Origin of the sequence: Pedobacter sp. PACM 27299, assembly GCF_001412655.1 — a bacterium.
GTDB lineage: Bacteria > Bacteroidota > Bacteroidia > Sphingobacteriales > Sphingobacteriaceae > Pedobacter.
This window is the reverse complement of the sequence record NZ_CP012996.1, coordinates 4,750,734-4,773,706: the sequence shown is the minus strand read 5'-3', so window position 1 is coordinate 4,773,706 and position 22,973 is coordinate 4,750,734. Positions and strand designations below refer to the sequence as shown.

The following is a 22,973-nucleotide window of genomic DNA, read 5'->3' as shown; positions in this document are numbered from 1 at the left end:
TTGCTCAGACTGTTGCTTTTGTTTGTTCTGGATGAGGCCTTGATTTGCGGATCTGAGGTTTTCATTTTTCAGATCGCAGCCTTTACAGGTCATACAGCATAAAACTTAAACCTTAAACCACAATGAAAAGGATTCTTTTAATCTCATTAATTAGTATACAAGCCACCTTACTTTACGCACAAGAAGCGAGGGATCTGATTCAATATGTGAAACCTAACATCGGATCTGCGCATAGCCGGTATTTTTTCTATACTCCGGCAGCAGTCCCTTTTGGGATGGCTAAATTAGCACCGAGTACCAATGGATCTGAAGGTAACGCCTCCGGATGGGAGGCTGTAGGTTACGACGATCGTCATCGCTCCATAGAAGGCTTTGCAAATTTTCATGAGTTTCAGATAGGCGGGATTGTATTTGCACCAACTGTTGGTACCTTAAAAACGGTCCCAGGTAAAGAAAATGAAAAGAATTCCGGGTACAGATCCTCTTTTGATAAGGCAGATGAGTTTGCAACTGCTGGATATTATCGCGTATTATTAAAAGATTATCAGATCAAAGCCGAGCTGACTGCTACAGAAAGGGTCGGTTTTCATCAGTATACTTTCCCGGAAACAGACTCCGCCAACGTTATTTTTGACATTGGCCATAAGATGGGTGAGAGCGGACCCGTATTGGATGCTAAAGTGACTTACGATGACCGTCATGTTTGGGGTTATGTAGTAACAAAGCCGGTATATGTGCAGAAATATCAGGAAGCAGCAAATGTGACCATGTATTTCTATGCGGAGCTGGATAAAACGCCTGCTGCTTATGGTACATTTATAGACAACACGCAATTTAAAGGGCAGAAAAGTATACAGGGAAAAGGCGCGGGCATCTACCTGAGGTTTAAAACTAAAAATGGAGAACAAATTGGCATCAAAACCGGACTTTCCTATACTTCTGTAGAGAATGCTCAGCTCAATCTAAAGAAAGAAGCCTCCGGACTAAGTTTTGCAAAAGCAAAAAATAAAGCTACAGAAAACTGGAACAGCGCATTGGGCAGAATTGAGGTGAAAGGTGGCTTATTAAACGATCGAATCAAGTTTTACACCGGGCTATACCATGCACTTTTAGGCAGGGGCCTGGCAGATGATGTGAATGGGGCTTATCCTAAAAATGACGGAAGCATTGGTCAGATTCCTTTATTGAAAAATGGCAGCCCTGTACATCATCATTACAATACAGATGCCATTTGGGGTGCATTCTGGAACCTGACTCAGTTATGGGCAATTGCCTACCCTGAATACTATAATGATTGGGTGCAAAGTCAATTGCTGGTTTATAAAGATGCAGGATGGCTTGGTGATGGGATTGCAAATAGTAAATATGTTTCCGGTGTTGGAACGAATTTCACCGGACTGGCGATTGCTGCAGCTTATAATGCAGGTATCCGGAATTATGATGTCCAATTGGCCTATGAAGCGGTCAGAAAAAATGAACTGGAAGCAAAAAACCGCATCCCCGGATCAGGAAAACTTGACGTAGGCGTTTTCGTAGAAAAAGGCTATTCTCCCTATGTAAAGGACTCGAGCGGCAACCCGGAATTAAATACAGCAGGCTCTCCTTTTGGCGCCTCCCATACCTTAGAATATTCTTTTTCTTCTTTCGCCGCAGCACAATTTGCCAAATCACTGGATAAGAAAGCAGATGCGGAACAGCTGTATAAACTCGCAGAGGGCTGGAAATTGCTATATGATCCAGCAACCAAATTTGTCAGACCGAAAGATGTGGAAGGTAAATTCCTGGACCGCTTTAATCCCTACGAATCATGGCGTGGTTTCCAGGAAGGCAATGCCTGGCAGTATACTTTTTATGTGCCGCATGCTCCGGAAGAGCTGGTCAACCTGGTTGGAAAAACCACTTTCAGCAACCGCTTAGACAGTATCTTCACCATTTCCCAGAAAAACTTATTTGGGGGAGGGAAGCATATTGATGCCTTTGCAGGAATTGAAAGTTTGTATAATCATGGAAATCAGCCAAACCTGCATATTTCCTGGCTGTTCCATTATGCGGGAAGACCGGATCTCAGCCAAAAATGGGTAAGGGCAATCTGCAATGAGTTCTATGGAACCGACGGCATCCATGGTTATGGATATGGACAGGATGAAGATCAGGGACAACTCGGTGCCTGGTATGTATTGTCCGCAATGGGGCTTTTTGATGTAAAAGCACTGACAGCAGCTGAACCTTCTTTCCTCATTGGTGCGCCATTGTTTGAAAGCGTCAGGATTAAACTGCCTAAGGAAATACGTAAAAATGATTTCCTCATTAAAGTGAATCAGCAGGATCCAAATCATCCTTATATCCAGAGCGGAAGGCTCAATGCTAAGCCATTAAACGAGCTGAAGATTAAATTTAAGGACCTGGAAAAAGGTGGAGTCCTCGACCTTACTCTCGCTCGCTCTCCACAGTATAAATAAAACTATCGGCCTTGTAAAAACCCAGGTTATACTCAATAGGTCTTTCCATTTTATCAAAAACAAACCTTTTCCGCAGCAGTACAGGACTGCCCACTTCGTACTCCAGTTTTCCAGCAATGAATTTATCCGCTAAGATGGCGCTGATCTCTTCTTTAGAGATGGTGGCGATGACGGAATATTCATTCTCCAGCATTTCATACAATGGACGGGTATAGTCTTCTTCTCCGGTAAGGCCGATTCTAGGGTGAAAATAAGATTCAAAATAAACGAAAGGCCCATCAGGTTTACCCCTTAAACGAACCAGCTTTAAAATCCTTTTGTCCGTTTTGATGTCAAAAAATGAAGCGAGCCTTTCATCCGGATACACCCAGCTGACATGGAGTTCAAAATTTCGGGTCACAATACCACGGGCCTGCATTTCCTGAGAGAAACTCAGCCAGTTTTTAGATTTTGAGCTGACAGATTTCTGCTCTACCACTTTAGTACCCACCCCTTTTTTACGGACCAGCAATCCTTCATAGACCAATTTGTTCAGGGCCTGACGTAAGGTGGTTCTGGAGATGCCCAGCTGCTGTGCCAGCTGAACTTCTATAGGTAGTAATTTTCCTCCCTGATAATCAGGTGATTCGATCAGTTTTCGGAGCAAAGCCTCAGCTTGTACATGTAAAGGAACCGGACTTTTGTGATCTATCGACAATTTCATGTAGGTGTTTTCTTCAAACATATACAAAATCATTCATTTGGGGAAAGTATGACGTGTTTTAATGTCCCGAAAATTCATTTAAAATATTTTTATAATTATTGTGATGTTTTTGTATGTTTATACATACTAACGTATGTATGTATATATGTATGTTGTTTTTCGGTTTTTTTAACTAAAATAAATTGAATAAACAAGATTACTGTATATATGTAGGTACATAATTTTAAACACACACTAATGAAGGTTGAAGTACAAGAATCTATTAGGAAGGCAAGCCAGAAACCATTGCCTTCAAGTATTAATGAACTAGTTGAAAAAAACCAGGACTACAGCATGTATCCTTTTCATTCCATCGGAGATGATCAGGTATTTAAAGGGTATTCCTCTTTAGCAGATTGGATCTGCAGTCAAAAAACAGTGTTGATTGACGGATATGCCGGAACACTATGGAACAATATCGCTGCCGCATTGGAAAAGGAGTTTAAAAAAAGAAACCTGGAGGTCAACTGGGTAAAAACGGCAGATTACCTGAAACCGGATACCGATATTGACCGATTGGTTGATCCATTCTTAGGAACTCCAGACTCCGTTTGGGGTACAAAAACCACTTTGATATTAGAAGACTTTTTCCAGCTGGAAACTTTGTCTGCACAGCAGCCTGATCAAAAGACCGCAATTAATATAGGGATTGGAACAGGCGCCGCTTTGTTAAACTGGGAAGCTCCGATCATCTATTTTGACCTGCCTAAAAATGAAGTAAAGTACCGCATGCGCGGAGGATCTGTCAGCAATCTTGGAAAAACAGGCCTGGCCAATGAAGAACAAATGTACAAGCGTTTTTACTTTGTGGATTGGGTAGTGCTGAATCGTCATAAGCAAAATATTAAAGATCAGATCACCGCAATTGCAGATGGACAAATCCTGCCAGAACCCAACTGGGCCATGTTCGGAGCCATCAAAAACGGCCTTCATAAATTGTCAACCTCAGTATTCAGGGCATTACCATGGTTTGAAGCAGGAGCCTGGGGCGGACAATGGTTAAAGCAGCACATCTCTGAACTAAACCAGGAGGAAGTGAATTACGCCTGGTCTTTCGAACTCATCACCCCAGAAAATGGGCTGGTATTTGAAAGCAATGGTCATCTGCTGGAAATCTCTTTCGACTTTCTGATGTTCCAGGAAAATGAAGCTGTGTTAGGCAAACATGCCGAGCAGTTTAAATTCGAATTTCCAATCCGCTTTGATTTCCTGGATACTTTTGATGGAGGAAATCTCTCCATTCAATGCCATCCTAGTCTGAAATATATTCAGGAGCAATTTGGTGAAACTATTACACAGGATGAGACCTATTATATTCTCGATTGCAAAGAAGATGCAGGCGTATATATCGGATTTCAGGAAGACATTCAGCCGGAAGTTTTTAAAGCAGAACTGGAGCATAGTTTCAATTCAGGAGAAGAAGTTGGCATAGAAAAATATGTACAAAAATTACCTGCCCACCAGCACGATTTCTTTTTGATCCCTAATGGTACGGTACACAGTGCTGGTACCAATAATCTGGTACTGGAAATCAGTGCTACGCCCTATATTTTCACCTTTAAAATGTACGACTGGGTTCGTCCTGATTTAAATGGAAATCCAAGGCCAATCAATATTGAACATGCTTTCAACAACTTAAACTTTGAAAGAAAAGGGGAGAAAGTTAGAGAAGAGCTGGTGTCAAAACCAAAATTACTAAGCTCAGGTGCAGACTGGGAAATCATCCATCTACCCACTCATCCGGATCATTTCTATGATGTGGAACGACTGGAGTTTTCAACCACAATTGATGTAAAAACCGAAAATCTCTGCCATGTATTGATGCTGGTAGAAGGTGATGGCCTGGCGATAGAAACAGCAGATGGTACTACTGCAGCATTCCATTTCGCAGAAACATTTGTGGTCCCTGCAGCAGCCAATTCCTATAAACTGATCAATAAAGGAAATAATAAGGCAAAAGTGATCAAAGCATTCCTAAAAACTAAAGATTGATGGAACCGATCGTATATAAAAGAAATCTTCTCCTAATGGTCTGCTGCATTGCAGCATTAGGAGGAGTACTGTTTGGCTTTGACATGGCGGTAATTTCCGGTGTATTGCCTTTTGTACAAAAGCAATTTAACCTCAGCGCCGTACAGGAAGGATGGTTTGTTTCCTCCGCACTACTGGGCTGTATCATTGGTGTGGCCATTTCTGGCGAATTGGGAGACCGCCTTGGACGTAAGAAATTATTGATGCTTTCGGCGATTCTATTTTTAATAGGCGCAGTAGGCTGTACCTGGGCTCCCACATTTTCCTTGATGGTGACTGCAAGGATATTGGCGGGAATCGGGATCGGAATTGCCTCTAACATTGTTCCACTCTATATCTCGGAAATTGCACCCACAAAAATCAGAGGGCGATTGGTGACCTGTTATCAGCTCGCAGTTACGCTGGGGATTTTGGTGGCTTATTTGAGTAATGCCGCGATTCTAAAGTATTCATTAGCGTGGTCTGCTGATAGCAGCAATTCCCCATTTCATTTTCTCTTTGTGGAAGAAGCCTGGAGAGGAATGTTCAGTATTGGTATCATTCCCGCCGTGCTATTTATGGCAGGCTTGTTCTTTGTGCCGGAAAGCCCAAGATGGCTCATTCAAAATGGACGGGAAGTACAAGGTTTACAATTACTGAAAGAATTAGTCGGTGAAAAAGAAGCTATAGAGGATGCAGATAAACTAAAGAAGAATCAGGGAGCAGGTAAAGGTTCCTACAAAGAATTATGGTCGCCACGCCTGCGCCGCGCATTAATTCTGGGTTTATTCTTACCCCTGTTTTCTCAGTTTAGTGGTATCAATGCCATTATTTACTATGGCCCCAGTATCCTGACCAGTGCAGGAATCAGCCTGAGTAACTCTTTCCAAAGTCAGGTGATTTTTGGCCTGGCAAACATGCTGTTTACCCTAATTGCAGTCTGGAAAGTCGATGCTTTAGGCCGCAGACCACTATATCTGATTGGTACAGTCGGTGCCACAATTAGCTTATTTGTTACAGGATTATGCTTCTATAACCATGCAACGCATAGCGTATTTCTGTTAATCGCAGTTCTTGCTTTTCTAGCCAGTTTCGCATTTTCTATTGGCCCTTTAAAATTCGTAGTGGCTTCCGAAATCTTTCCTGCAAGGATCCGTGGCCGGGCAATGGCCTTGAGCATCATGGTAATGTGGATTGCAGATACGATCGTAGGTCAATTGACCCCCATTTTTCTCCAGGAATTAGGTACCGCCTACACTTTCTGGATATTCTCCGCCTTTTGTCTCGCGGCCTTTATTACCGTTTACTTTTTACTGCCCGAAACTAAAGGGAAATCATTAGAAGACATAGAAAATAACATGGTCTGAGCTCAGGGGTCTCGCCGGAATAACAGCCAGGATGCCAGGCTTTATCCAGCAAAAAATAAAAAAGAATTACAACCTGCTGAGCAGCCCAATAATAACCTAAATAAAGCTTCAATATTAACTGAACAAAAACCCTAATCATAACCGAATAACAAACAAACAACCAAATACCAAATCACTAAATCTGTATGAAATGAAAAGAATGTTTATTTTTTTAATGTCCTTCCTGATCTATTTAGGAGGAGGCAGCCCTGGCTATGCGCAAACTCCGCAGGGCATCGTCGTAAAAGGAGTTGTTTATGAAGCGGCCAATCGTTCTGTAAGCTTACCCGGAGTAGGAGTGATGCTAAAAGGCGGTAATAAAAAAACCGTTACTAATGCAAATGGAACGTTCCAAATCGAAGTGCCTTCTGCAAATTCTACCTTGATATTCAGCTATATCGGGATGCAGAATCAGGAAGTTAAAGTTCCTGAAAGCGGACAGTTAAACGTATACATGACGGCTGATAATCAGGCTTTGGACGAAGTCGTAGTAACAGGCTATGGCACACAGCGAAAATCTGATGTGACCGGCTCTGTGGCTGTAATCACTGGAAAAGACCTCCTGAATGCGCCTGTAAATAATGCCCTGCAAGGTTTAAAAGGTAAGGTCGCAGGGGTAAACGTGTTCCTGAATTCAGGATCTCCAACAGGCAGTCCAAAAGTGCTGATCAGAGGTCTGGGAACCATCAATTCCTCTTCAAGCCCTTTGTATGTGGTGGATGGAGTAGTGATGGAAGATGTACAATTCCTGAATCCAAATGATATTGACCGCATGGAAGTGCTGAAAGATGCCTCTTCAACCGCAATTTATGGTGCCCGTGGTGCGAACGGAGTGATCCTGGTGACCACCAAGCGTGGTGCCACAACTGAAGGCGTAACCGTAGGTTATGACGGCTACCTCAGCGTCGGCGTATTGCCTAAAAAACTGGAAGTATTGAACTCAGCCGAGTTTTTACAAGTGATCCAAAAAGGTTTCGAAAACTACAGTAAATACAATCCAACAGGAACACCACCAGTGTTTTCAAAATCTGATCCCCGATTATTTGATGCAAATGGCAACCCATTGTATGATACGGATTGGCAGGAGGAAGCGACACGTACGGCATTCTCCAACAACCACCAGTTGAGCATATTAGGGAAATCTGAAAAGTCCTCTTTTGGTGCATTTATGAACTATGGCAGAACGGAAGGGATTATGCTCAACAGCTGGCTGGATCGGATCAATTCCAAAATTGTATACGATGCAAAGCCTAAAAAATGGCTTTCCCTGGGTTTAAATTTATTGGTCAACAGTACCAAAGCAAATGAAACTCAGGAAGACGGCGGAGACCAGTCGCCAAGACGGTCGATGCTGGAAATGCCTTCTATATTCCCAGTGAAGTTTCCAGACGGTAGCTGGTCAAACAGCAGCATGATCACGGATCCTTATTCTCTGGAGTCGATTGCGAATCCGGTACATGTATTATCCACACAAGACCGATTGAGAAAAAGGAACCAATTGTTCGGGAATACCTACCTGACTTTTCACATCATCCCAGGTCTGGACTTGCGGACCCAATTTGGATTTGACAAAAGAGATAACCTATTCCAAAACTACAGTCCGACGGACTTAATCAATATTTCTGCTCCTTTAGGCTCTGCGTCTGTTGACAATCAGCATTCCTTTTACTGGCAGGAAGAGACTTATTTAAATTACAACAAACAATTAGGAGATCACCGGATCAATGCGGTGCTGGGATTAAGCTGGCAGGAAAGAACGGCAGACAATACCGCCGTTTCTGCTCAGGGTTTTTCTGATGACTTTTTCAGGTTCAACAGCATACAATCTGCCAGTCAGCCAGGAGCGCCAACCTCTTCTTTTGACCGCTGGAGTATGAACTCTTACTTCCTGAGAGGTAGCTATAGCTATAAAGACAAGTACCTGCTCACCGTTACCGGTCGTGTGGATGGCTCTTCCCGTTTTGGAAAAAACAATAAATATGGCGTATTCCCATCCTTAGGATTAGGCTGGATCGTGTCTAAAGAAAATTTCCTTAGCGGAGTGGAATCTATCGATGAATTGAAGCTGCGCGCAAGTTATGGGGTAACGGGAAATACCGAAATTCCTACTTATCAATCTTTAGGAACGATTTCATCTGAAACCACCTTGCTCAATGGCACCAGGGTATCTCAAAGCTTCGTGAACCGACTTCCGAATCCAAATTTAGAATGGGAGAAAACAAAACAGTTTGATGCCGGATTCGACCTTTCTTTATTTAAAAGCAGGTTAAGGTTCAGCGCTGATTATTACCATAAACTCACTACAGATTTACTGTTAGACCGACCAGTACCTACTTCTACCGGATTTGCTGCGGTTAGAGATAATATCGGCTCTGTATTGAATACAGGAGTAGAGGTACTGTTGAGTGGCAGCCCTGTCGTAACACCAGATTTCAGATGGGAAACTACATTGAATTTTAGTTACAACAAGAATAGAATCGAGGCCTTAGGTGCCAATAATGAAGACATATTTCCAGGACCAGGTTTTGTTTCCGGCAGTCAGACCATCCTGCGTGTTGGCGAAAGTCTGAGTTCATTCTATGGCTATAAGCGACTTGGAACCTGGGGTACAGATGAAGCCGCAGAAGCTGCACTGGTAGGTGCTGTTCCAGGCACCGCTAAACGCAGTACGGAACGTGGTGTAATTGGTAAAGGTTTGCCAGATTGGAACGGAAGTTTCATCAACACCTTCCGCTACAAAAACCTGGATTTAAATATCGAAATGCAGTTTGTGGCTGGCGTAGATATCCTACAGCAGTTTCTTCACTCTACGGAGGATAGAACAGGGTATTCAAATGGTTTCAAATCGACGCTGTATGACAGCTGGACACCACAAAACCAAAATACCATGATTCAGCAGATCCGTAATGGTCCTTATTCTGGTCAGAGCAGTGAAGTAGACGACCATTGGGTGGCTAATGGATCATACATCCGCGCCAGTGCAATTACCTTAGGCTATAACCTTAGTCCAGAGCAAATGGGCAGACTTAAGTTAAAAAGCATGCGCTTTTATGTAAGTGTTCAGAACGCCTTCTTAATTAAATCGAAATCCTTTAAAGGATATGATCCGGAAGCGACTTCTTATGGTGATAACCAATGGGGACAAAATATCTATTTCCACCAATATCCTAAACCCCGAACTTTTACATTGGGCGCTAGTTTCCAGTTTTAAGTGGAGCAAATTGAATATTAAATGAACTCAAAAAAACGATTATGAAACCTACAATCATAAGTTTATTATTAGTCATGATGCTCAGTACATCATGTAAAAAGTTCCTGGATGAAGTGCCAAGGGACGAAATTTCCAGCGGCCAGTATTTTCAGAATCCTAAACATGCCGAAAATGCAGTAAATGCACTATACAGAAGTGGTGCGCCGCAAATGTATGAATCAAATCTGGGCGCCTACTCTGGCTCAAGAATGATGTTTGGTCCTTATATGTCGGGCTATATCGACAATGAGTATAAAGGGCAGGAGATTCATGTGCAGTATGCGCAGAACATGACTTTAAACGGAACCAATCTTTCTTCTTACCTGCAGGGAATATGGAGCAGCATGTATACTGGAATTTCCAGAGCCAATAATGCCATTAAATACATTCCTGTAACGCCAGGACTTTCCGCGGAAAAAGCAAAACAGCTTTCTGCTGAAGCCAGGTTCTTCAGAGCTTATGGTTACTTTCAATTGGTACGGATGTATGGAGGCGTTCCTTTAATCACAGAGCCTTACGAAAATATCAGCAATATGGACGTAGCAAAAAGCACAGTAGAACAGGTTTACAATTTAATTACCTCCGATCTGGAGTCTGCGGTAAATGATGGTGGACTGCCGGATGTGGCGATGTTGAACAATGGCGCACGCATTACTAAAGGCGCAGCAGCTACTTTACTGGCAGATGTGTATTTGACAATGAGCGGTTTTCCTTTGAAAAAGGACATGTATGCAAAGGCGGCATTAAACGCCAGACTGGTCATCAATTCAAATAAATACAGTTTGACCACACATAATGTGGATGCCAATGGAAATGTGATCCCTGCTAGCTCTGCGTATAATAAGCTGCGATTAGCCGATAATTCAGTCAATGAATACATCTATTACTATGAATTTGCAGTTGGAATCTCTACTTCAGCCTATGCTTCCTGGTCATTGCCAGCCACAGCAACCTCAGAAACTAAATTTGCAATTACCGTCAATACTTACGGGCCAACGGCCAAATTCTTACTAGGTTACAATAAAACCCAGGACTTAAGAATTCAGGAAAAACAGTTCTTTCATTCTTCCCTGATCAAAAGCAATGGAACTACTTTGAACTTTGCAACAGCCCCTTATATTTGGCAGGATGAAGAAGCCACTTTTAAGACGGCAACTTCTGGGAAAGATCAGCCTATTTACACTTATTCAGACCCATTGCTGATCGCAGCAGAAGCAATTGCAATGGCTGAAGGTGTGACTAGCGAAGCAGTAGGTTACTTGGCGCAGGTTAGAGGCAGAGCGTATTGGAAAGATGATATAACAGCAATTAAAACACAGCTTTCCCAGCTTTCTAAAGATGACTTCATCAAGGAAGTTTGGAAAGAACGTTACAGAGAATTGGTATTTGAAGGCAGGATCTGGTTTGATATCCAGCGGACCAGGTTATTTCCTGTTCCGGCAAGTGATGGCTCTGGAAACATTTTGTTTGAACCGGTGATTGGTCATGCAAATAATTTTGGTGCCACCATCCAGGAGAAAAATCTGCTCTTTCCAATCGCTACAGATGAGTTACAGCGTAACGGAAAACTGGTTCAAAACCCAGGTTATTAATCCCAAATGGGTCTCCCCCGGGGAGACCCATTTATATTTTTTATTTTAAACACTTTGATTTATGAAATCAACTACTATTTATGTATTTATCGCCATGTTTTTTCTTTCCTTTTCTGCGCAGGCACAAAAGCAAGACCGGAAAACATTGGCGAAAACAATTCTTGCAGATGCCCGTTTAGACACCGTTCAGAAGAAAGCTTTAAAACTATTAGACCGCTTTTCAGCCGGAACATCTTATAGTGAAATCTGGATCAGAGATTTTAATACCTTCCTAAAAGGATCACTGCAAGTCAGACCAAAAGAAGAGGTGAAAAATGCCTTATTGATGTTTTTCAAAATACAAGGTCAGGATGGTAATATCGTAGATGGTGTGGTAGAGGCGACAAAGGCAACGGGAGGATATGATTATCGTCATTCTGACTTATTACCGGGTTGGGCTGCGCATAAAAACACCGTGGAAACGGATCAGGAATCCTCATTGGTACAGGCCGTAAAGAAATATATTGAAGTCACCAATGACCGCTCGATTCTGACAGAAGTGATCGGTGGAAAATCTGTGCTGCAACGTATGGAAGATGCTTTTAGCTATATCAGGAAAGAAAGATGGTCAGTAAAACATGGTCTGGTGACAGGTGCAACTACTGTAGATTGGGGCGATGTACAGCCAGAAACCGGCTGGGGAGTTTCCATCAATGATAAAACTAAAATGGCGATTGATATTTATGATAATGCCATGTATGTGATCGCAATCCATGACTTTTTAGCGATGGCTCCTAAAGGATACAAGACCGTAGAGAATTGGAAAAATGTAGCTGATCAGATTAAAAAGAATGTTCGCATCCATTTATGGATGAAGGATGCCCAAAAATACAGACCACATCTATACTTAAACAGCAGTCCGTTTTCAAAGAACTTTGATGAAGATAAAATCTTGTACACCGGTGGTTCCATCTGTGCAATCCTGGCAGATTTCAATACCCCTGCAGAAGTTGCAGCAATCAATAAGCAAATCGTAGCCGCTGCCAAAAAAGAGAAACATGCTACTATTGGAATCACGGTTTATCCGCCATATCCTGTAGAAGAATTTCCTAATATGCCCGCTTATCAATATCAGAATGGTGGCGACTGGACCTGGTTTGGCGGACGAATGATGCCTGCTTTAATGAACTACGGTATGGTCAATGAAGCTTATCAGGAGCTGCTGCCCATGGTAGACCGTACAATTGCCAAAAAAGGCTTTTTTGAATGGTATGATGTAAGAAACGGTGAACCTAAAGGATCCGGAGAATTTAGAGGGGAAGCAGGGGTTTTATACGATGCGATTGCCCTGTTGAAAAAATGGGCTGCGGCTGAAATTAAGAAGTAATATTGAAAATTTGAGAGCTGTCATCATGATAAAGAAAAGCGCAATATTGATGTTTATTTGCTGTTGGATCACCAGTGTGGTTTCCGCACAGCAAAAAACGATCTGGGAAATAGGGAAGTCTGATCATAGCAGTGCTGGTATGGCGCTTGCCCCCTCAGATTATGCTCATTTCTTAGCATCAGATTTTGGATGGGAAGACCGTTTTTACCTGGTCGGTTATTCGGATGCCGCCAAAGAATGGCCTTATGCCCTGCCAGGACCTGCAGATGAATGGGGTGGAACGGGAAATACTTCCGGTATCCGGTCGCAGGTGTTAAATATTCTATTTGGCTTGGGAAATGTCGCTGGAAACAGCAAAGGAACCCTGATGATTGAGCTATTGGATTATAAAGGCAATTTGCCGCCACTGGTTAAGGTAACCGTAAATGGAAAAGCCAGCACCACCCAGCTGCCGGTAAGACCGCATCAAGAAGGTTCCCTGAAAGGTGATTTAACCAACGCTAAATCCTATAAATTGTCGATTCCAGTTGAAAACCTGAGGAACGGAGGAAACGAAATTCAGCTGACTTCACTTTCTGGTTCCTGGCTGATTTTTGATCAGGTGAAGCTGGAAGGGCCTTCAGGTTTGCAGGTGGTAAAACCCGGCGAGGTTTATATTCGTCAGGTAAAAGCGGCAAACTATCTGATCAGGAAAAAGGAGCAAAATTTCCAGCCATTGGTGCTGGATGTAAATCATTTGCAGGGAAAACCTGTACTTGTAGTAAAACTCGACCGCAAACAGATTTTTAAGGAGCAATTGGATACCTCAAGATACGAATTTGAAGTGCCTATGCCTGCGGTGACTAAGCCCAGAAATAGTGAGTATGAAATTCTCGTAAATGGTCGTGTAGTTCAGAAAGGGAAAGTAAAGCGTTCTCCTCAAAAAATAGCTAGCCCTGCTGATTATGTAGATACGAAACTAGGTTCGGCACATTCCAGGTGGATGATTGCCCCAGGGCCCTGGATGCCTTTTGGAATGGTGAAATTAAGCCCTGATAATCAGAATTCTGGTTGGATGGGGGGCTATGATCCCACTTTCGAAAGCATTGGTACCTTTAGTCACATTCATGAATGGACGATGGCCGGTTTGGGCATGATGCCCACCAGCGGAGCATTACAGATCAAGATGGGCGATCAGCACAATACTTCCGGCGGATACCGATCTGCAATTGATAAAAGTACAGAAGAAACACCGCTAGGGGTGTATAAAGTGATGCTGAAAGATTATCAGATTCAGGCAGAACTTACCGCAACCACCAGGGCGAGTTTCCAGCGCTACACCTATCCTAAGGGAGAAAATTCCAGGGTAATGATCGACTTAATGATCCCTGCGGAATATAGTTATGAACTGAAAGAGGTTACGCTTAAAAAGGTAAGTGATTACCGTATTGAAGGATCCAGCAAGCAGTTTACAAAAGACGCCTGGTCTGGCGGGGTAAACCAGGATTATACGGTTCATTTTGTAATGGAATTCGACCGCCCGATTAAAAAATATGGGACCTGGACAAATGGCAGTATTGCCGGAACAGACATTATAGGGGCAAAAGATTTAAAAGATGCCGGTGCCTTCGTCGAATTTGACACGAGGGAAAACCAGGCCGTACAGGTAAGAACAGGGATTTCTTTGGTCAGCCTGGAAAGTGCGGGGAAGAATTTATCAGAAGAAATTACGAAGCCCTTTGGCTGGAGCTTTGCCAAAGTCGTAGACGCTCAGAAAGTAAGCTGGAACAACTGGTTTGGCCGATTGGAAATCAGCAGTAACGACAAAAGGGAAAAGATGCGCTTTTATAGCAATATGTTCCGGGCTTTGGCCAGCAGAAATACCTGGAGTGATGTAGATGGAAGCTGGGTAGATGCTTCAAAACGAGTGCAGCAGTTAAAAGATCCGGAAGCATTAGCCCTGGGCTGCGATGCTTTCTGGAATACTTTCTGGAACCTGAATCAATTCTGGAACCTGGCTACCCCAGAATGGTCCTCCAAATGGGTAAAGTCGCAATTGGCGATGTATGATGCCAATGGCTGGCTTTCTAAAGGCCCTGCCGGAATGAACTATGTTCCGGTCATGGTGGCTGAACATGAGATTCCTTTAATAGTAGGTGCATACCAAATGGGGATTCGTGATTTTGACGCGCAGAAGGCTTTTAAAGCGGTCTATAAAATGCAGACGACACCCGCTAAAAAGGTGGGGACTGCTGGTTTTGCAGGTAATGAAGACCTGGAACCTTACCTGAAATATAAATTTGTGCCTTACGACAAAGGTCGTTTTTCCAATACGTTAGAATATGCCTATGACGATTGGACAGTTGGACAGTTCGCGAAGGCACTAGGAAAAGATAAAGAATATAAAGAGTTCCAGGGCCGTTCTGGTTACTGGAAAAATGTGCTCGATCCAACAACAGGATATGCACGTCTGAAGAAATCTGATGGCAGCTGGTTTCCGGATTTCGATCCATTTAAATCCGGTGCCAACGAGCATTATGTGGAAGGCAATGCCTGGCAGCTGACCTATTTTGTGCCGCAGGATATTCCTGGATTGATTCATAAGATAGGTAAAGATCGTTTTACAGACCGCTTGTCTTGGGGATTTGGAGAAAGTTATAAACTTCGCTTTAATGCGCCAGGAGATCAATACTGGGATTATCCGGTGATCCAGGGCAACCAGCAATCGATGCATTTTGCCTACCTGTTTAATTGGGCAGAAAAGCCATGGTTAACCCAAAAGTGGAGCCGTTCTATTCTGGACCGTTTCTATGGCTACGGACCGGCAAATGCTTATTTGGGCGACGAAGATCAGGGGCAAATGAGTGCCTGGTTTATCATGAATGCCATTGGCCTCTTTCAAACAGACGGAGGAGCAAGTGTCAATCCGATCTATGAAATCGGAAGCCCGATCTTCCCGAAGGTCACCATTCACCTGAATGAATTGTATGGCAGAGGGGAAAGCTTTACCATTGAAGCCGCCAATGCCTCGAGAGCTAATAAATATGTACAATCTGCTACATTAAATGGCAAAGCCTTAAATTCCTTCTGGTTTCCTGCAGCAGAATTGCTAAAAGGAGGGAAACTGACCTTGGAAATGGGGGAACATCCTAATGAAAACTGGGGGGTTCAGCATCCTCCATCAGCACAATAAAATGAGATAAGGATTTTAAAATAATATCCTGAAGAACATAGCTCAGCTTCAAAAATTGACCTATGTTCTTTAAGTTTAAATTCCATAGTATCCCTGATCTCAGCGCGAAACTGATCATAATTGCTATCAGCTACGCTCAGTTAAGGTCTAAAAATGTAAAAATCGGGTATGAAAGATGGCTGTTGCTTAACCTGGCTTTCCGGGTAAGTGTTTCAATTGATTTTTAAGTGTATCATACTCTTTTTCCAAAAATTTAAAGGCTTTAGTCCTTGGACGATTGCCGTAATGTGCCTCCATTTGAGCGGAATAACTGACTGCGACCTGGTCAAACCTTGTTTTTACCTGCTGGTATTTTTCTTCTTCTTGTTTTTGTGCTTCATTTTTACCCCGACCGTTCAGGTTACCCAGGTAAATACTGTCGGACACCATTGTTCCATCCGCAGAAATAAAGGCAATATAGGGCTCTATTTGTTGATTCAGGACTTCTTCCTGCAGAGGAATGAAACATTTTCCTTCCGATCGTCTGGCAATGTTCAGATATTCTTTATCGGCTCCGGTTTCCGGGCAGCAAATCATCACCATTACACTGTCGTTATGTTGTAAATCTTCGTTATAGCTAGGGTCCCAGCTAATTTCTAGTCCGCCGGTAACCTTGCTGATCTTTACATCAGCAGTCTCTGGCATCACACCCTGGCTCAGTTTTACTTTGAAGTAATCCACCTTAATATTGTGGTAATCGCCTGTTAAAGCCTGTTTTTTATGGTAGGAGGTTGCTAAGTTGTGTGCGTTATATACTGTTCCCTTTGCCTGTAAACCATAACCGAGTTTGATAAAACTACCCATTCTGCTGAGCAGTTTGGTGGTCACCGCCATGCTTTGGTAATTGGCCAGCTGAAGTGTACTTGGTTTGCCTTTTTTGCCGATTAAGCGTACTACAGGCTGTCCATTCAGCATATAAAAAACAATATTGCCTACTTTTCCATTAAGGTGGCCGTGTGGGCCTTTTGATGCGATTGCCCTAGTTGAGAGGTTAAGGGTTTGATATTCAGTTTGGTGTAGCAGGATCAATATAGGTATAATGTTCGGGTTATCAGACTATTGAGGCTATACTTTTTAAAGTATTAATAGTAAGTTTTTACGGGTTCTTACAAGTCTTGATAGGGTTATTAGCCCAATTAGGCCCTACCAACCTCCAAGTAACAAGCAATAAAGGCAGAGCTAAATAAGTCGTCAATATAAGGATTCTAACGAGCCATTCTGCCTCCTTCCTTTTTTTGATTAATTCATTATGTTCTTTATCGATGAATGTAGACCACTATAAACCTTTTTCATTACGAAATTATCAACTGTATCCATTAAAAAACATGAAATTGTGACTGTATTCGTGAGATGATGTGTCCTTATTTTGCAGCTGAATTTTTAGAATAATGAAAGAGGTAATAAATAAAGAGAAATCTTCCAGTGGTTGGCTGAATGGTTTTATTGGGGTAGTCATCTTTAGTGGATCATTGCCGGCAACTAAAGTCGCGGTTTTAGATTTTGATCCGGTATTTTTTACTGCTGCCCGCGCAACAATTGCGGGGATTCTGGCACTTGCTGTCCTGCTGATTTTCAAAGAAAAGCATCCCAATCGGAATCAACTTTGCGATCTCCCAAGGCCTTGCTGCTTCTCCTATTGGAGATATTATGATGTTCACTGCCATCATTTTATGCGGACTCGGTTATGCGGAAGGAGCAAAACTATCCAGGACATTAGGCGGATGGCAGGTCATTTCCTGGGCATTAGTGCTGTCCCTGCCTGTCACTGCTCCGCTAACCATCTTCTTCCGTCCTGAATCATTTGCGGAAATCAGTCTGGAAGCCTGGCTTTGCTTAGCCTATGTTGGTTTTTTCAGTATGTTTATTGGTTTTATATTTTGGTATCGTGGATTGGCTCAGGGTGGGATTGCTACCGTTGGACAGTTGCAGCTTTTACAACCGCTTTTTGGTTTAAGTTTAGCGGCTACCTTACTAAAGGAGCAGGTGAGCATCGGTATGTTAGTCATCACTGTAGGTGTGATTCTGTGTGTAGCAGGGACAAAGAAATTCGCCAGATAAATGGATTTATTCTAATCCTTATTTAGGGCTATTTGTTCGGCTAGACCAACCAAGATACCTTCTGCTCCACGAATATAACACAGTCGGTAGGAGTTTTGATACTGAACGATTTCTCCAACGAGCTGAGCACCAATTTTGATGAGCCTGGCTACCAGCTCATCGATATCTTCAACGGTGAACATGACACGTAAATAACCGAGTGTGTTTACAGGGGATATACGATGGTCTGAAACAGGAGCAGGGTGGAGAAATTTGGAAAGCTCCAGACGGCTGTGGCCATCAGGGGTAACCATCATGGCAATCTCTACGTGTTGATCGCCTAAGCCGGTTACACGACCGGCCCATTCTCCTTCAATTATGGCCCGCCCTTCAAGTTTTAAACCAATCTCCGAAAAAAAAAGGATGGCATTATCGAGCGATTCCACAACGATGCCGACATTGTCCATCCTTATTAATTTATTTTCTACCATAATTTATCTTCCTTTAAAATTATCCCTGATGTTCAGGCGCGCCATTAGGATCCATCCATACAAATTCCCAGTGGTGACCATCAAGATCTGCAAAGCTGTGCTGGTACATAAAGCCGTAGTCGGTGGCCGGATTTGGTATCGTGGCGCCTGCTGCTGCTGCTTTATCTACCATTTCATTCACGGCATCCTTACTGTCAGCAGATATGCAAATGGAGCACTCCAAAGACTTGTGAGCATCTATGATTTCCTTTTTAGTAAAAGTCTGAAAGAAAGGTCTGGTCAGCAGCATAATATAAATGGTATCGCTGATGATCATGCAGGTTGCTTTCTCGTCGGTAAATTTAGGATTAAAGCTGTAACCAAGTTTGGTAAAAAACTCAACAGATTTGTTGAGGTCGTTAACGGCTAGGTTGACAAAAATTTGAGTTGCCATGAGTTTTTTCTGATTAGTTTATTCAAATTTACAGTAATACCGATTACGTTAGGATGTGCAAAAGTGACAAGTTAAGGGGGGAAATGCGACTAATTAAAATCATCTGATGAACGGTTCAAGGGAAATGCCTGTCATTTAATTGCTTGTGCTTGTAGATCGGTAATACTAGCCAGCGCATCAAATGCCCTGACGCCAATAGCTCCGGTGCTGAATTCCCCATCGGTCACAGAGAATATAGGCTTTACTCCATTTTTAAAGTATACTTTGATGTCAGCGCCTTTCGCTTCTATTCTAACCGGATAGGATTTGCCAATTTCCAGCTGCTGCTTTGCAGAGGCCAGCACCAGCCATTTTTGATGGGAAGATTTACCCAATTGTATCTGTCCAGACTCGGCATTGATGCCTACATAATAGCCATTATAAGCGTCGGCTCCGATCACATGATCGGTTACTCTAAACATTAGTCCCGCATCACCTGTGGAGTTCAGCTGTACTTTTGCTTCATAACTGAGGTCCTTAAAATTGGTATTGCTGGCGATGGCTTTAGAGCCATGTATGCCATATCCCCAGGAACCTTTGTTAGAGGCGGCATGGATGGCGCCATCTTTAATAAACCAACTGCCGCCATAGAGGAGCCAATCTTTTAGTGTGGCCTTGCTGAAGTTTTCTTTATAGGTTTTTACTGCAATTTCTGGTATTCCGATCACCGGGAAATTACTGATCCTGATATTTTCCGATCCGAATGGTATCAGGGTGATTTCTTCTGTCTGCTCGGAGGAGGCTACCGGACTTCGAGGGACTTCCAGTGAGTGCATTTTGTTATAGGCCATAGTCCAGGAAGGGATTTTCTTTGCCTTGACCTTTAATTTTACAGGCGTATTGGCTTGTATAAAAGGGTTTTCGGGCATTGCAGTACGCTGAACTTTGATACTTTCTTTAAGGTCTTTGCCTCTGAGCAGTAATCCATAATTCCATGGGGAACCGGAAGCGACTTCATAATCGAAAAAGCCATCCACTGGGTGTTTTTTGCTAATGCTGTATTTGGCATCCATCTGCAGTCCGTAAACAATCGGTCCGCGTTCTACAGTCACTGAATTGTTGACCTGATTGCTCAGTTTTACATCCATTGGGAAGTTCAGACTAACCAGATCATTGCTGTTCCATACCCTGCTAATGGTATAAATCTGACCGGTTTTAACACCTGGCAAGGCTTTGCCATTCACAGTAATTAAGGGGTTTTTGCACCATGCCGGAATGCGGAGCTTTAGTGGAAATTGGGTTGTCTTTTCCAACGTGACTTTTATTTTGATTTCTTCTTCAAAAGGGTAATCGGTCATGACCTGGAGCTGCACCGGAATGCCCTCTGCAACGAAAGCATTGACTTCTACAGGGGCATAAGCAATTACGGCCAGACCTTTATCTGGTGTAGCGGCCCAGCTGTTTTTAACGAAATACGGCCAGCCCATGTGCATATTGTACCTGCAGCAGCCCATTCCTGAGTAGGGGCTCAATAGTAAAGCACCATCATAATCTTCATCAAAGCCGGAATTGCCATGTTTGCAAAGTACCTGATTCGGCTGTGTATAGTATAAATGGGATTTGATGTCCCTGCTAAACTGAGCCGGCAAAGTGTTAAAAGCAATCTTTTCCAGTCGATCTCCAAGTTGAGCATCATGGATGATTCTTGCTGCGGTTTCCAGGCTCTGCATCCATTCTACTACGGTACAGGTTTCGGTTCCCTGAAATGAGCTTCTTCCGGCAAGAAATTCTGTGCCCGAGGCAATACCGGTAGATTGTCCATGGTCTCTCATTAAATTGTCGATCCCTTTCTGAGTCGCTTCCCTGTAAAATGGGCTGTTGTTCAGCTGTGAATAGAGGGAGGGGAATTTAAGCGCCTGTCCGACACTCACACTGTGTTTGGTATGGAAATCATCTCCATAATGGTAAAACTGGTTGTTTGTGAAAATGTCTGTCCATGGATAGGCTTGTAATTTCAGCTTTTCTGCCAGTACTAAAAGTGATTTTTCTCCGGTTCTGTTATAAAGCCAAAGGACGATTTCTATATTGTCGGCAGTTCTGGATTTGCTCCATTCATATAAAGGTTTTTGATCGAGGTTGTCCAGCTGGTATTTAAAATACCTGCTGAAAAAGGGAATGACGCGCTTGTCGGCAGTTGCTTCATAATAACTTTGAACCGCGTACATCATGGGCATCCTTGGCCACCAGTCGTTCATTTTAACGGGGCCAAATGCACCATTAGGCTGTTGGTGATCCAATGTCCAGTTGATCCATTTCTCTGCTTTTGCTTTTAATTCAGTATCTCCAAGGGTATAAGCCAATGCGACCAGTCCCTTTACGTAATAGGGGGCCCGTTCCCAGCTTTCGCCGGTACCACCTAACCAGTCGGACTCAGCCCCAAGGTTGCCGCTTTCCGGATAAAGTGCTTCCGCATTTCCTGTGGCACCATCTTTTTGCAGCTGAAGTTGTTTTAGCAACCAACCTTTAGCTTTGATACTGCCTAATGGCAGTTGTACGTAAGCGGCTGTATTTAGTGGAATTCGGTTAAAAATGTATTGCGCGTTGGATTCATTTTGAGCAAATAGCCATGACGGAGTCATAGCCAGCATCAACAGCATGGATTTCCTGAGGTTCATAATTTATAAATGGTTTCTTTGTGTGTGTTTAAAAGGTAAGTTTATTATAAAATGCCAGATATCAGTTACTTGTGCTTTCAGAATGATCGCTTTTGTTGAAAAATTGATCTGTTTTGCTGAAGAAAGGCTGGCAAAAAGCGCTTAGCTTACATTCAGCTTTAAACTATTAAGCCAGTTCGTTAAAATAAACGATTTATGAGAACATTTACATTTTTTGCGTGCATAGCCTGCATGGTAACTTCCGCTGCCTTTGCCCAGTCTTCCGGTTTTAAAGAAAAGACGGCTAATTTTAAAGCGTATACTTCGACGATCCATAAAAATATCAACCACCTTTTGAGAGACCGGAAGACTGGTCTGTATTTTGAAACCACGGATTCCATACAAAAGGAAAACCCGCACTCCTGGTTATGGCCGCTATGTGCATTGGTACAGGCGGCGAATGAAATGGATGTATTAGATGCTCGGCAGCAATATCTGAAGCCGGTCAATAAAGCGATTGATCAGTATTATAGTGAAAAATCGCCTGTGGCTTATCAGGATTATGTAACCGCCGAGCGGTTGAGCTCCCGTTTTTATGATGATAACCAGTGGATCGCGATTGCTTACCTGGATGCGTATAACCGTACCCGGGAAGCCGGGTACCTGAAAAAGGCGATCATGGTCTACGATTATATGATTACAGGAGTAGATGAGAAAGCTGGTGGAGGTTTATACTGGAAGGACGGTGATTTCAGTACCAAAAACACCTGCTCCAATGCACCTGCTATATTGGTCGCTTTGCAGTTATATAAGATTACCAAAGAGAAGAAATACATGGAGATGGCCTTAGCAGTGTACAACTGGACCAATAAAACACTTCGTGCTCCGGAAGGGCTGTTTTATGACGCAATAAAAATCCCTTCCGGGGAGATCGACCGCAAATTCTATACTTATAATACGGGGGCAATGCTTCAGGCCAATGCCTTATTGTTCGGCATCACTGCTGAAAAGAAATATTTAACAGAGGCACAGCAGATTTCGAAAGCGGCTAAAAGCTATTTTTTTAAAGACAATCGTTTACCCGGACATTATTGGTTCAATGCGGTCTTGTTAAGAGGCAATATCGAACTTTATAAAATTGACAAGAATCCCGACTGGATCAATATTTTCAGAAATGAGGCCCAGCGGATCTGGACCGAAGAACGGGATGGCGCAAACCTGCTTGGCGAACACCAGGAGAAAACTTTAATTGATCAGGCTGCAATGATGGAGATCTATGCCCGACTCAGACAATTAGCGCAGTAATGGCCGTCATAAATGCTTTTAAACCCTTATGTGCTCAT

14 protein-coding genes and 1 pseudogene are annotated in these 22,973 nt (G+C 43.0%); 10 read left to right on the top strand and 5 right to left on the bottom strand.

Annotated features, from left to right (window positions below; all coding sequences use genetic code 11):
* The first annotated feature begins 122 nt into the window (after positions 1-122).
* Positions 123-2,459 carry a GH92 family glycosyl hydrolase gene (locus tag AQ505_RS20115; RefSeq protein WP_062549829.1) on the top strand — a complete coding sequence of 779 codons (2,337 nt, stop codon included), beginning with the start codon at positions 123-125 and terminating at the stop codon, positions 2,457-2,459.
* On the opposite strand, the gene AQ505_RS20110 is transcribed toward AQ505_RS20115, so the two are convergent.
* Positions 2,428-3,183: a GntR family transcriptional regulator gene (locus tag AQ505_RS20110; RefSeq protein WP_231634943.1), complete on the bottom strand. Its 756-nt coding sequence runs from the start codon at positions 3,181-3,183 to the stop codon at positions 2,428-2,430. The genes AQ505_RS20115 and AQ505_RS20110 overlap by 32 nt on opposite strands.
* A gap of 216 nt (positions 3,184-3,399) precedes the next feature.
* Here AQ505_RS20110 and AQ505_RS20105 point away from each other — a divergent pair, with 216 nt between their 5' ends.
* The 6 genes from AQ505_RS20105 (at position 3,400) to AQ505_RS20080 (ending at position 15,997) form a co-directional block, all read left to right on the top strand.
* Positions 3,400-5,193, top strand: a complete 1,794-nt coding sequence (locus tag AQ505_RS20105) for a class I mannose-6-phosphate isomerase (protein WP_062549828.1) — start codon at positions 3,400-3,402, stop codon at positions 5,191-5,193.
* Positions 5,193-6,578 carry a sugar porter family MFS transporter gene (locus AQ505_RS20100; RefSeq protein WP_082461652.1) on the top strand — a complete coding sequence of 462 codons (1,386 nt, stop codon included), beginning with the start codon at positions 5,193-5,195 and terminating at the stop codon, positions 6,576-6,578. The genes AQ505_RS20105 and AQ505_RS20100 overlap by 1 nt, the downstream gene beginning before the upstream one ends.
* A 190-nt stretch (positions 6,579-6,768) precedes the next feature.
* Positions 6,769-9,828: a SusC/RagA family TonB-linked outer membrane protein gene (locus AQ505_RS20095; RefSeq protein WP_082461651.1), complete on the top strand. Its 3,060-nt coding sequence runs from the start codon at positions 6,769-6,771 to the stop codon at positions 9,826-9,828.
* 41 nt (positions 9,829-9,869) lie between these two features.
* Positions 9,870-11,459, top strand: a complete 1,590-nt coding sequence (locus AQ505_RS20090; protein ID WP_062549825.1) for a RagB/SusD family nutrient uptake outer membrane protein — start codon at positions 9,870-9,872, stop codon at positions 11,457-11,459.
* Positions 11,460-11,520: 61 nt separating this feature from the next.
* The gene (locus tag AQ505_RS20085; protein WP_062549824.1) at positions 11,521-12,825 is read left to right on the top strand and encodes a hypothetical protein; all 1,305 of its coding nucleotides are present in this window, start codon (positions 11,521-11,523) and stop codon (positions 12,823-12,825) included.
* Positions 12,826-12,850: 25 nt separating this feature from the next.
* On the top strand, positions 12,851-15,997 hold the full coding sequence (locus tag AQ505_RS20080; protein ID WP_197286239.1) for a GH92 family glycosyl hydrolase: 3,147 nt from the start codon (positions 12,851-12,853) through the stop codon (positions 15,995-15,997).
* Positions 15,998-16,183: 186 nt separating this feature from the next.
* Here the strand turns inward: AQ505_RS20080 and AQ505_RS20075 are convergent, their stop codons facing one another.
* Positions 16,184-16,951, bottom strand: coding sequence for a DUF6266 family protein (locus AQ505_RS20075; RefSeq protein ID WP_062549823.1), 768 nt, complete (start codon positions 16,949-16,951; stop codon positions 16,184-16,186).
* Positions 16,952-17,424: 473 nt separating this feature from the next.
* On the opposite strand from AQ505_RS20075, the pseudogene AQ505_RS27010 reads away from it, so the two are divergent.
* A pseudogene (locus AQ505_RS27010) lies at positions 17,425-17,580 on the top strand (hypothetical protein); the annotation flags it as partial.
* 103 nt (positions 17,581-17,683) lie between these two features.
* The gene (locus tag AQ505_RS27005; RefSeq protein WP_231634942.1) at positions 17,684-18,094 is read left to right on the top strand and encodes a DMT family transporter; all 411 of its coding nucleotides are present in this window, start codon (positions 17,684-17,686) and stop codon (positions 18,092-18,094) included.
* 11 nt (positions 18,095-18,105) lie between these two features.
* On the opposite strand, the gene AQ505_RS20065 is transcribed toward AQ505_RS27005, so the two are convergent.
* From AQ505_RS20065 to AQ505_RS20055, 3 genes are all read right to left on the bottom strand, one after another.
* Positions 18,106-18,564: a VOC family protein gene (locus AQ505_RS20065; protein ID WP_062549822.1), complete on the bottom strand. Its 459-nt coding sequence runs from the start codon at positions 18,562-18,564 to the stop codon at positions 18,106-18,108.
* A 19-nt stretch (positions 18,565-18,583) separates the two neighbouring features.
* Entirely contained in the window at positions 18,584-18,997 is a 414-nt protein-coding gene (locus AQ505_RS20060; protein WP_062549821.1) for a VOC family protein, read from the bottom strand.
* 131 nt (positions 18,998-19,128) lie between these two features.
* Positions 19,129-21,651, bottom strand: a complete 2,523-nt coding sequence (locus AQ505_RS20055; RefSeq protein ID WP_062549820.1) for a beta-L-arabinofuranosidase domain-containing protein — start codon at positions 21,649-21,651, stop codon at positions 19,129-19,131.
* Between the two features lie 195 nt (positions 21,652-21,846).
* Between AQ505_RS20055 and AQ505_RS20050 the strand changes: the two genes are divergently transcribed.
* Positions 21,847-22,935 (top strand): glycoside hydrolase family 76 protein, encoded by a 1,089-nt coding sequence (locus tag AQ505_RS20050; RefSeq protein ID WP_231634941.1) that lies wholly within the window; start codon positions 21,847-21,849, stop codon positions 22,933-22,935.
* Positions 22,936-22,973: the final 38 nt, after the last annotated feature.